The sequence below is a fragment of the Enterococcus sp. DIV1307a genome, assembly GCF_050537425.1.
Taxonomy (GTDB): domain Bacteria; phylum Bacillota; class Bacilli; order Lactobacillales; family Enterococcaceae; genus Enterococcus; species Enterococcus faecalis.
The window spans coordinates 2625316-2637367 of the sequence record NZ_CP172914.1; the positions used below are offsets into that span (position 1 = coordinate 2625316).

Consider the following 12052-nt stretch of genomic DNA (forward strand, 5'->3'; position numbering starts at 1 on the left):
AGTCGGTGACAAAAATTGGCTACCGCTTAACTAGTATCTCACATTGAAATACTAATTAAGCGGCAGCCAATTGTTAAAATATCTAGTTTCAATTAAAACGGAATTGTATTATATTTGCCCTTTAAAACTTCTGACCATTTTTCTATTTACCACCGAAATCGCCATACACATTTCCTTCTGCATCAGATAGACGTTTTCCTTTATCAACTTTTTTAAACGTTATTGTGTTCGTTTTCTTGTCCAACTGACCAGTAATTTCATAACTATCTCTATTTTCTTTTATTTTAATATTTTGATACACCTCTTTTTCTCCTCTACTTGTTTTTAGTGTGTCTTCATTATTTGGATTAACCAAATATTCTTTTTCAAACGTCATGGTTTTATCCTTATTAAAAAAAATTGAACCTTTTGTTAGGTCTTCTTCCTGTTCAGTGATCGTGGTAAGTATCAATGGAAACGAATTGTTATCTAAAAGATGTCCGCTTTCTTTTTCATTATGACTACACTCCGTTAAAAATATGAACAAAATAATACAACAAAGATACCCGATTTTTTTCATAATTATCTCCTCCTGTTCCATTCCATAGCGCTGAAAAGCTATCGGTCATTAAAGCAGTGTACCCTTCCTTGTTCCCTTTAAACAAGCACAGTTTATTTGCCTATTCAATCATGAATACTAAAAAACGCTTGGCACAAGCCAAGCGTTTTGATTCTCTCTTTACATCGAACCTTTAAAAACATCTTTATTCTTAGCAAAATAATCAACACCAGAGTAAATGGTGAAAATCAAGCAGGCATATAGCATGATTTGATCTAGTGGTAGATGGAGTGCTGAAAATGGAATGTTGTTAATGAACAGTAAAATAATTGCAACCATTTGGGTAGCTGTTTTTACTTTTCCCGGCCAAGCTGCTGCCATTACTTCGCCATGTTCGACTAATAACAACCGTAAACCAGTTACTGCCAATTCACGACAAACAATAATTGCTACAATCCAAGCGGGTACTTTGCCTTGACCAACTAAGACGATAAAGGCGGTCATCACTAGCATTTTGTCCGCTAATGGGTCCGCAAATTTTCCGAAGTTCGTCACCAAGCCTTGCGCACGGGCAATTTTGCCATCCAACCAGTCTGTAAAACTAGCAACTGCAAAAATAATCGCGCCCACTAATTGGGTAACGGCTAACGTTGTGTCGCCAAAACTAATCGTTCCCCAGTCCATCGGCACCGACACAATAATAATAAAAATCGGAATCATAAATATTCTTAAAACTGTTAATTTATTTGGTAAATTCACTTCAATTGCCCCTTCCTTCTCCTATTCTATTTTACGTTATCTTGCTGGCAGTGTCACGAAAAAAAGAAAAGAATCTGGAATAATTGCCGTTTGACAGTTTATCCAGATTCTTCTTACACCATTTCTAACGATACGTAATCCCTAATGTAACATCCTTACGAATTAAAACTGGCGTTTTTTCCAGTGTTAAATCGGCGCCATCGACTTGAATGGCGACGTTATTTGAGGCGCCTAGAATCAGTGTTGCATTGGCGGCATTCGCAGGTAAAGCTGTTGTTTGGGTCTCTCCTGCTTGCAGGGTGTGTTGGTACGTATAGTTGCCATCGACCATCACGCCAATCCAGCAAGAGCCTTCAGTCCCTTTAAAGGTAATGTTGATTGGACTATTCGCATCTTTAACCGTTGCAGTTACTTGATTATTGGCATCACTCACCACAGCCACAGCTGTTTTCTTCTCTGGTTCGCTTGAAGAAGACGGCGGTGTACTACTTTGTGTGCTACTTTCTGGGGCTTGACTTGATTCTTTGGGTTTTTCCACACTGGCACTAGTTGCCGGTGTTTGAATAATCGGTTCGGCTTTTTGATCTTGCCACATAATATACAGCACCACGACCGCAATGGCTAAACCAATTAACGAAAAGGCAATGGCTGGTAAGTTCCGCAGTAACCAACTGGATTGCTTTTCTTCGTCATGCAATTGCTTACGTGATCCTTCAAGCTCTTCATACACTGGCTTGGGTTCTTCGACAATTGCTGGTTCTTTGCCATCATAGATATCTACCAATTGATTGCCATCTAAGCCGACCGCACTTGCATATTGGCGGATAAACGCCCGCACATAAAAGGTGCCTGGTAAGGACTCAAAATCGTTTTGTTCAATAATTTCTAAATATCTTTTTTGAATTTTTGTCATTTGTTGCAGTTCATCAATTGAGATGTTCTTCTGCAATCTTGCTTCTTTTAGTGTTTCTCCAATATTTACGCTGGCCACTCGTCCATCTTCTCCAGTCTATTTTGTTAATTTATCGATTGTCTCATCAGTCTTTTTCAATTGCCAAGGAAAACATTCCCGTCCTTTAAGAATACCACAAAAGAAGCCAACTGAGGATAACAAAATTGAAAGATTTCAAAGATTTTTCTTTTTCTTAAACAGTTGGTTTATTGCTCGGTTTCTCCTTTAGGATACATGTAGAAACGGCTCAATCCTTCTTCACGAATCAAGGTCTCTGCTACTTGGCGGACGTCGGCTAATTGAATGCTTTCAATGACTTCAATCTTATCAAACAGCGTGGTTTCCCCAAACAATGATTGTGAAAATTGGTTGGCGATATACTCTAAAGAGTTTAAGGATTGGAAATATTTACCAATCATTTTTTTCTTCAATAAGGACAAATTTTCTTCCGTTAATTCTGGACTTGTTGTGGCAGATAATAAAATAGCTTCAATTCGTTCTGCTAAGACTTCTGGTTGCTCACTATCGCCGCCAATATCCGCAAAATGGAAACTGCGATCTAAATTAAAGTCATAACTAAAACTATCATCTAACAAGCCTTCATCATAAAGAGCCAAATAGTTTTGAGAGGTATTACCAAACAATAATTGTAACAACAAGTTCACGGTGACTTGATATTTCATTAAGTCACGACCCGTTGTTGGCACTTCATCTAAGCCTTTCAAGCCAACAAGCACTTTTGCCCGTGTGACTGCCATTTCAATGGCGCTCTCTTTGACAATGTCAGCAGCTGTTTCTTCAGGAAAATGCCGACGAATAGGTTGGGCGGCAGGAAACTCTTTCGCCGCTTGATTTTCACGAATGAACGCCATTAACGCTTCGGGGTCCATTTTCCCTACCACGAACAAGGTCATATTACTTGGATGATAAAACGTATTGTAACATGTATACAAATCCTCTGCGGTAATCTCCGCAATACTTGCCACTGTGCCGGCTATATCAATATGCAATGGATGTTTCGGATAAAGGTTACCTAAAATACCAAAGAACAAGCGCCAGTTAGGATCATCTAAATACATTTGAATTTCTTGTCCGATGATGCCTTTTTCTTTTTCGACCGTTTCCTTCGTGAAATACGGCGATTGCACAAAATCAAGCAACGTTTCTAGATTTTGTGTCACTTGATCCGTCGTTGAAAACAAATAACTCGTTTTCGTAAAACTGGTAAAGGCATTCGCTGAAGCCCCTTGTTGCCCAAATTTTTGGAAGACATCGCCATCTTCTTTTTCAAACATTTTATGTTCTAAAAAGTGGGCGATTCCGTCAGGCACTTCAATCATTTCCTCTTGACCAATTGGCACGAACGTATTGTCAATTGAACCATAATCAATCGTAAACAAGCCATACGTTTTTTGGAAATCATTTTTCGGTAATAGGTAAACCTTTAAACCATTTTCCAGTGTTTCTGTATACAATGTTTCTTTAATTTGTGCATAGTCTTTTTTAATCATTTTCCGTGTCTCCTTCCAAAAAGAAGATTGCTTGAAGTTCCAAGCGCTTGGCTATTTCTTGGATTTCTGGAATAGTCACGGCATTAATCCGCGCAATCCATTCCTCCGCCGTCAGCATCGTCTGTGGCATTAATTCGTTCAAGTATTCTTTTTCCAGCCACGCGCCTGCATTATCTAACGCTAAGATATACTGATTTTTTAGCATTGCTTTCGTTTGTTCAATTTCTAATTCGCTAATCTTACCTAAGCGAATATTTTCCAATTCTGTCGAAATCAAACGCAAGACCTGATTCCGATTTTTGCCATCGATCCCTGTTTGAACCGTCATGAAGCCACGGAAAGTGTCGATACTACTAGAAGCATAATACGCTAAATGCTCTTTTTCACGGACATTCATAAATAATTTAGAATGCGGGAAACCGCCAAAAATCCCATTAAACACTTGCAACGCAAAATAATAGCTATCGCCATAATAAATATCCGTGTTGTAAGCCAAGTTTAATTTCGATTGGGCTAACACCTCACGCTCGGTCCGCTCTTCAATCACGTTGCGAATTGGTTGATTGTAGAAAATCGCGGCTTTGCCTTCTTCACGAGGCGTAAACGGTAATTGCTTGAATAATGGCACTAACTCCGCCTCATTGACATCACCTAAAACAAAAATATCCACTTGATCTTCCGCCAGCATTTTTTGATAATATGCCGCTAATGACGCCGCTGTTTCCTCAGCTAACGCCGCAACAGTCCCGAAACTAGGGATTTTTTGATCCTCCGATTGATTAAAATAGACACTTTGAAGCACCAAAGAGGCATAGGTTTGCTTATCCTCCACAATACTTTCCAAGTACGCTTTCAAGTTCTCTTTTTCCCGTTGGAAGGTTTCCGCCTCAAATTGGCCCGCTTGAATATTGGGGGCAAAAATAATTTCCTTCAAAAAGTCCACCGCTTCGGCGAGAACCTGACTATCCTGTAAATAATGATCATTGACAATGTTCATAGAAATATTAAACCAATGTTGATTGCCTTTTTTGGAAACGCCAATCCCAAAGCTGGCGCCGTAAAGTTCCGCCAAACGCTCACTTAACTTGACTTGATTCGGGTAATTCAAGCTGTTGGTTTCCATCAAACTGGACAACAGCGTTCTTTTTGTAATGGTTTCATGATTTAATCGTGTATTAAAGCGGACTAAAAGACGCACCGTTTTATATTTTTCTGTAGGAATGACGTGTAAATTCACGCCTTTAACTAATTGAACAGACATTGCCGCATCGCTCCTTCATTTGCTTCATCTTACCTAAAGAATGCTGTGAAATATATGTATCGCGTAAATTCTAAAGCATTTTTTAATGTTTTTTCCAATAGCTCCATTATAACACAGCTTCAGGTGCTTTCTGAATGATAAGAGTTTTTCAGTTCAAATTTTCAAGAAGATTCGGTATACTGTTTTTAAAGTGAGGAGGGAAAAAAGAATGATTAAAGAATTTAAAGAGTTTATCATGCGCGGGAGTGTCTTAGACCTAGCCGTTGGTGTTGTCATTGGTAGTGCGTTTACAGCGATTGTGACACAAGTGGTGGAAGGCTTGATTACCCCGTTAATTAGTCTGATTTTTGTCTTGACGACTGGGAAAAAGAGTGCCGACGATGCATTGGGAGCCCTTGTCTATAAAGTCGAAGGCGTTGAATTCAATATTGGTAGCGTGATTAGTGCACTTATTACATTTTTAATTACGGCCTTCGTCCTCTTCTTAATTGTCAAAGCGGCCAACAAAATGAAAAACCGCGGCAAAAAAGAAGAAGCGGCAGAAGAAGAAGTGGTACCAACGAGCGAAGATTACTTAAAAGAAATTCGCGACTTGCTAGCGGCGCAAACACCGCCTGCTGAAACTGTCAAAACAGACAGCACTTTCACAGAGAAATAAGCAAAAAGTCATCCTAAGGGGATGACTTTTTTGTTTGGACTTACACAGATGGTCCTGCGACGAGGTTCCATGTGATACTGCCTGTGTAGGCCCCTGCTTTAATATTGTTGGCTGGTGTTGTGATGTTTAAAGCTGTATTAAACAGTGAAAATTGCCATAATCCTTGGCCTTGACCAGCTGCTGCGTTAGCCATTAATTGGGCTTCCCCGCCTAAATCAAGGGTCCAATTTTGCGGAGCAGCCAGTTGTGGTCTGACTTCTGGCGCAGAGACTGCTGTCGTCAGAGCTACATAACTATTGCTTGTTGCCTCGTATTCCAAATCAAGTTGAGTAATCAGCGCCACTTTAATGTTGCCTTGTAAGCTTTCAGTGCCTAATTTTAGGCCATTAGATTGGGCCGTTAAATGCCAACCTTCTTTGCCGCCGCGTACGTCACCAACACCAATCATTTCTGTATGGCCGTTGATGGCTTCTGGGTCTCTTTGGTTAAGAATTGGTTTCGTTAAATCATCAGAAATTGATAATTTCCCAAAATTAAATTCGCGAGGAATAAACAGTAAATCGAAGTTACTGTTTGAGCCATTCGGGTCTGGATCAACGGTATTGGCATCGCCGTTGCCGTCTGGCAACGTGCCGCCTTCAAATTCTGCTGTGACTGGTGTATTCCCTGTCGTAGTCGCCTGTACCGAAAGTGGTGCTAAACTTGCGCCAACAACTGCGCTACCAACTAATAAACTTGTCATCATTTTCTTTTTCATTTGTGTTCTTCTCCTTTACGATTGAATGATTATTAGAGGGCAGACCAGCAGCAGTTACCAGCTGATGGTCCGTCCTCTGTTTTTCGTTGCTTGTGCTTAGATTGATGGTCCCGCGACGAGGTTCCATGTGATGTTGCCTGTGTAGGCGCCTTTTTTCAGTTGTTGCATTGGAGTTGTGACGTTTAATGTCATATCATCAAAACGCCCTGCCCAAGTACCTTGACCTTTTCCAACAGTAGCATTCATTAATAAAGTAGCACCACCACCAATTTTTATGCTTGTTCCACTGAAATCAGGCGCCGTTGGGTCATTAGCAATATTTATTCCATTTTGGACAATTGCGGCTACATAATATCCTTTTTCAGTTTCAGGAGTGAGATATTGTGCATAACTAGCAGTTAAAGCTATGTCGATAGTCCCAGCTAATTGCTCTGTGCCGTTAGTCAATCCAGCTATTTCACTGGTCACATGCCAACCTTCTTTCGTTCCTCGTAAGTCCCCTACCATAACACTTCTAAAGCGTTCATTAGTAGGCAACTTGATAGCAGATAAATCTTCGCCAATTTTTGTCAAAGGAAAGTTCAATCCTTTCGGAACTGCCAATAAATCAAAATCTGTATTAGATGTACCAGGATCTGGATCTACAGTACCAATTTCATCACCTTGGTCTGGCAACACCCCTCCACCAAACTCTACCTGCACTGGCGTATTCCCTGTCGTAGTCGCCTGTGCCGAAAGAGGTGCTAAACTTGCGCCGACCACTGCGCTACCAACTAATAAACTTGCCATCATTTTCTTTTTCATCATAATATGTACATCTCCTTTTACTGTATGAATTTCCAGAGCGCGCGGTTCTTTTTTCTGCGCTTCCGAAGCTATAGCCTTATTATACAAGAATCTGCCCTCTTCGTAATTTTAAATATTTAACAGCCATTCGTAAAAATTGATGATTCCTTTAAAACCAAGCGTTCCTCTTGATTTCAAGCTTTAATTTCAGCACTTTTTGATATTTATAAATGTTATTTAATGATTTTTTCGTCAAATTCGTTTAAAAAACAAGGAAAAAACGTCAAAAAGTAAGAGTTAGACCTCTACTTTTTGACGTTTTCTCCTAAAATCTTATACATTTACCGGCGGTTCTTGCGAAAAAACCGTCAATTTCCATTTAATGACAGCCGTTTTTATATTTGTTCATCACTAAGACTTACAATTTACGGCGACGAGCGAATTCCACAAACTTAAATTTGTTTAAGCGGTGACGAGATTCCGTATAGCCAAAACAGCGGGTATCTTCCAAGTTCATGATACTGCGGACCACGACGACATGATTGCCTTCGACTTCACCAATCAGCTGCTTGTCCATCTCTGTGAGCGGTTCCACGGTAATCTCTTTCTGGGCATAACTAATCGCCAAGCCAAGGTCGTTTTCCAGATAATCGAAAATCGAATCTTCGGCACGGTGCTTCGGCAGTTCAGGGACAATCTCTTTAATCAAGTAATCAATATCTAAAATATCGACTTCCCCTTCAATCTCCCGTTGCCGAACTAAGCGCCACACAGGGGCCCCTTCCGTCCAGCCAGTCAACTGAGCCAAGTTGCGCTCCACAGGAATTTCTTCTAAGGAAACCACATGAGTATGACTTTCAATATGCTGCGTTTGTTGTAACTCCTTGTAACTGGTCACCCCTGAAATAGGAAAATTAAACTTTTTAAAGTTGAGCACAATCGAGCCTTTGCCTTGTTTTTTCTGAATGTAGCCAGCGTTAATCAGTAAATTCAAGGCTTTCCGAATTGTTTCACGGGAAACATTGTAAGTTTCCACTAATTGATTTTCACTAGGTAATAAATCGCCTGGCTGATAGTCGCCTTGGACAATTTGTTGTTCTAATTCTAAAAATATGTCATGAAACTTGTTCATGCCGATCCTCCTCTACCAACAATTTCTTTTCTAAAAGCATAGCATATTCCCTCCGAAAAACCTAGAGCTGGTCAGAAAAATCCCCCGCACTTTCTGCCTTGCTTACGCCACAAACTCCCCCAGCCAAACCACTGATTGACCGCCTTTTTTTCGGACCCAGCGCAGTCTGTTGCTGCCCCCTTCTGGAAAAGTTTTCCCAAGAATCTAGGGAAAATCCTTGTAATTCTGATTCGTTCATACTATACTGTAGTCAAACACAACATGTCTATACAAGTTTACAAGGAGGCGCCAAACATGACCATTTTAGAATTAACATTCGCAACGAACCAACTAACGACGACTTTTTTTAACCATAAATTGGAACCGCTTCACCAAAAAACATTCCCTTTTGAAGCCTTGACTATCGAAGAAACGGTTCCTGAACTGTGCCAATTGATTGTGGCAGAGGCTGCGCCGATTCTGGGGGGGATTGTGGCTGATTTCCCAGCGGATTTCTTTTCGCCAGAGGAAACGTTGGCGCTGGTTCCGCAAGCGGTGATTCAAGCATTCGCGGAACAGTTGAACACGCCACTTTTAACGGCAGCCGAACAAGCGGCGGCACCGAATCTGCTGGCAGCATTTGAAGAAAAACGGCAGTATCTGGCTTGGCATTTAGATTATTATGGCTACGTACCTGGGAAAAATGAATATGCGGTGGAGTCCCTGTTAACTGTCGGCAATGGCTTTTTAGGCTTGCGCGGCACGACACCTGAGATGACGATTTCTGATGATCATTATCCAGCGACCTATATTGCGGGGCTTTATAATACAGCGGCTTCGGAAGTTGCGGGTCAAGTAGTGGAAAATGAAGATTTCGTCAATGCTCCTGACAACCAACACATCGCTTTAAAAATTGGCAATGCCACCGACTGGTTAACGATTTCTCCAGACACGCTACAACAATTACATCGTCAATTGAACTTGAAAACGGGATTGTTTGTCGCAGAAATGATTTTGAAAGATGCGGACAATCAGCAAATTAAATTAACGACGAAAAAAATCGCCAATATGGCACAGCCGAATGACTATCATCTGCAATATACGTTTGAGCCGTTAAACTTTTCAGCCCCAATTACTTTGAAAACCGTCACGGATGGCAGTGTCTACAACTATAACGTGGTGCGGTATCGCAACTTAACAGCGAAACATTTTCAGGTGACAGCATTAAGCGCGCAGGAAAACAAAACCGTGATTGAGGTTTGTACCAATCAATCCAACTTGAGCGTCCGAGAAACGGCCTTGATAACCGGTGATTTTTTTGAAAAAGAAGCCATTATGATTCAAGAAGAAGCGGAAAAAATCGCCCAAGTGGTGACCGTGATGGCGCACCAAGGAACGCGCTATACGCTAGAAAAACAAGTCTTTGTGCAAGCCAGCCACGCCGAACAAAGTTGGCAGGTACCGTTTACGCCGAAGGACTCTTTTGCGGCCGCCGCTCAGGAAAGCGCCCGCGCTTGGCAAACTCTTTGGCAACAAGCCAACATTACTGTGACAGGCGATTTGATGTCTCAAAAACTTTTACGGATTCACAGTTATCACTTGCTGGCTTCGGCTTCGCCTTTTAGTAACCAAGCCCAAGCATTAGACGTCTCGATTACCGCCCGAGGCTTGCATGGTGAAGCGTATCGTGGACATATTTTCTGGGATGAAATTTTTATTTTACCTTTTTATATTCAACATTATCCTGACACAGCGAAACAATTGTTGCTGTATCGTTACCACCGATTAGAGAAAGCGAAGGAGAATGCGGCGGCCAGCCAGTATCGTGGCGCAATGTATCCGTGGCAATCAGGGCGTGATGGGCGTGAAACCACGCAAAAACTTCACTTAAATCCGTTGAATGGACATTGGGGCGAGGATCATAGTATTTTGCAACGGCATGTGTCCTTAGCGATTGCTTACAATGCTTGGTTGTATTGGCATAGTACACAGGATCATGAATTTATGAAACAATATGGCGGCGAAATGTTGTTAGAAATCGCTCAATTTTGGAACAGCGCTGCGACGTTAGATGACGCAACAGGACGGTTCTTTATTGATAAAGTGATGGGACCTGATGAGTTTCACGAGGGCTATCCAGACCAAGCGGAAAGCGGCTTGAAAAACAACGCCTATACGAATTTGATGGTGGTTTGGCTATTCGAAGAATTAACCAACATTTTGGCACTTTTCTCTGAGGAAGAACAGGCACAACTTTTTGCCAAAACGCAGACCTCTTCGGCTGATCTAGCCCGCATGCAGCAAATTCAAAATTCACTGGAAATTGAAGTTAATTCTGACGGTATTATTGCGCAATATGAAGGGTATTTCGGCTTAAAAGAGATTGACTGGACAGCGATGAAAGAGAAATACGGCAATATTTACCGCATGGATCGAATTTTAAAAGCCGAAGGAGAATCTCCCGATGATTACAAAGTGGCGAAACAAGCCGACACGTTAATGTTGTTCTACAACTTAGACAAAACTCGGGTGGATCAAATTTTAGAAGATTTAGGGTATCAATTGCCTGCGGATTATTTGGAAAAAAATCTTTTGTATTATCTAAAACGGACGTCTCATGGTTCGACTTTGTCACGAATTGTTCATGCCCAATTGGCAGAAATGGCGCAATTCCATGAGCTATCTTGGCAACTTTATCAAGAAGCGTTGTATTCCGATTATCGTGACATTCAAGGTGGCACGACCGCTGAAGGAATTCATACAGGGGTCATGGCTGCGACGATTCACGTTACTTTAGCGACGTATGCAGGCGTTGACACGCGCCAGAAAGAGTTATCAATTTGTCCAAACTTACCTGAACATTGGCAAGCGCTGGCGTTCCAGTTTATTCATCAAGGCGTGACGTATCAATTTTCATTAACACAAACCAGTGTCACGATTACAGCAGATAAAGACACACAATTATTGGTTCAGGGCGCGTTGATTCCGTTAACCGCCGAACGACCAAAAGAAGTACATTATCAATAAAGGAGCGAACCACAATGACGATTGGATTTATTTTTGATTTGGATGGTGTCATTACTGACACTGCCAAATTTCATTATCAAGCTTGGAAAGCGTTGGCCGATTCGCTAGGTATTCCCATTGACGAAACCTTCAACGAAACATTAAAAGGCATTAGTCGGATGGATTCCTTGGACCGCATTTTAGCCCATGGCCACCGTGAAAATGCGTTTACTCCAGCAGAAAAAGAAGCCTTAGCTCAGCAAAAAAATGATCACTACGTTCAATTATTAGAACATTTAACAACAGAAGATGTTTTACCTGGTGTCGTGCCATTGCTACAGCAAGCCCAAGCACGTCACATTCCCTGTGCCGTGGCTTCGGCTTCAAAAAACGCGCCCCTGATTTTGGAAAAATTAGGCGTGCGCGCGTACTTCGCCACAATTGTCGATCCCGACTCGTTAAGTAAAGGCAAACCTGATCCTGAAATCTTTTTAGCCGCCGCTGACAGTATTGGCGTGCTACCGCAAAACGCCATTGGCTTTGAAGATGCACAATCAGGCATTGACGGCTTGAAAGCCGCGGGCATCTATGCCGTCGGCTTGTCGGCCAGCCAACCCTTAATCGGAGCCGACATGCAAGTTTCTGAAATGACTGAACTAAGCGTTGATGCACTGCTCAATCGCTAAAGAATGACAAGAACCTTTAGCAGCAGG

Annotated in this window: 11 protein-coding genes; 3 read left to right on the forward strand and 8 right to left on the reverse strand. The window is 41.6% G+C overall.

Annotated features, from left to right (window positions below; genetic code table 11):
• Positions 1–142 precede the first annotated feature (142 nt).
• The 5 genes from IGL90_RS12830 to yfmF all read right to left on the reverse strand — a co-directional run bounded on the left by IGL90_RS12830 (position 143) and on the right by yfmF (position 5021).
• On the reverse strand, positions 143–559 hold the full coding sequence (locus IGL90_RS12830; RefSeq protein ID WP_048737428.1) for a hypothetical protein: 417 nt from the start codon (positions 557–559) through the stop codon (positions 143–145).
• A 159-nt stretch (positions 560–718) separates the two neighbouring features.
• Positions 719–1297 carry a CDP-diacylglycerol--glycerol-3-phosphate 3-phosphatidyltransferase gene (gene pgsA, locus IGL90_RS12835; protein ID WP_002365382.1) on the reverse strand — a complete coding sequence of 193 codons (579 nt, stop codon included), beginning with the start codon at positions 1295–1297 and terminating at the stop codon, positions 719–721.
• Positions 1298–1421: 124 nt separating this feature from the next.
• On the reverse strand, positions 1422–2288 hold the full coding sequence (locus tag IGL90_RS12840) for a RodZ domain-containing protein (protein WP_002359020.1): 867 nt from the start codon (positions 2286–2288) through the stop codon (positions 1422–1424).
• 167 nt (positions 2289–2455) lie between these two features.
• Positions 2456–3760, reverse strand: coding sequence for an EF-P 5-aminopentanol modification-associated protein YfmH (gene yfmH / locus IGL90_RS12845; RefSeq protein ID WP_048737426.1), 1305 nt, complete (start codon positions 3758–3760; stop codon positions 2456–2458).
• Positions 3753–5021, reverse strand: a complete 1269-nt coding sequence (yfmF, locus tag IGL90_RS12850; protein WP_048737424.1) for an EF-P 5-aminopentanol modification-associated protein YfmF — start codon at positions 5019–5021, stop codon at positions 3753–3755. The genes yfmH and yfmF overlap by 8 nt, the downstream gene beginning before the upstream one ends.
• Before the next feature lie 208 nt (positions 5022–5229).
• Here yfmF and mscL point away from each other — a divergent pair, with 208 nt between their 5' ends.
• Positions 5230–5679 carry a large conductance mechanosensitive channel protein MscL gene (gene mscL / locus IGL90_RS12855; protein ID WP_002354883.1) on the forward strand — a complete coding sequence of 150 codons (450 nt, stop codon included), beginning with the start codon at positions 5230–5232 and terminating at the stop codon, positions 5677–5679.
• 40 nt (positions 5680–5719) lie between these two features.
• Here mscL and IGL90_RS12860 read toward each other — a convergent pair whose 3' ends face one another.
• The 3 genes from IGL90_RS12860 to treR all read right to left on the reverse strand — a co-directional run bounded on the left by IGL90_RS12860 (position 5720) and on the right by treR (position 8354).
• Positions 5720–6436, reverse strand: a complete 717-nt coding sequence (locus tag IGL90_RS12860; protein ID WP_048737421.1) for a WxL domain-containing protein — start codon at positions 6434–6436, stop codon at positions 5720–5722.
• Positions 6437–6532: 96 nt separating this feature from the next.
• Positions 6533–7240, reverse strand: a complete 708-nt coding sequence (locus IGL90_RS12865; RefSeq protein WP_025186757.1) for a WxL domain-containing protein — start codon at positions 7238–7240, stop codon at positions 6533–6535.
• Between the two features lie 400 nt (positions 7241–7640).
• Positions 7641–8354, reverse strand: coding sequence for a trehalose operon repressor (gene treR, locus IGL90_RS12870; protein WP_002354877.1), 714 nt, complete (start codon positions 8352–8354; stop codon positions 7641–7643).
• Between the two features lie 261 nt (positions 8355–8615).
• Between treR and IGL90_RS12875 the strand changes: the two genes are divergently transcribed.
• Both IGL90_RS12875 and pgmB read left to right on the forward strand, forming a co-directional pair.
• Positions 8616–11360, forward strand: coding sequence for a glycoside hydrolase family 65 protein (locus IGL90_RS12875; RefSeq protein ID WP_048737419.1), 2745 nt, complete (start codon positions 8616–8618; stop codon positions 11358–11360).
• A 14-nt stretch (positions 11361–11374) separates the two neighbouring features.
• Entirely contained in the window at positions 11375–12025 is a 651-nt protein-coding gene (gene pgmB / locus IGL90_RS12880) for a beta-phosphoglucomutase (protein WP_002367457.1), read from the forward strand.
• Positions 12026–12052: the final 27 nt, after the last annotated feature.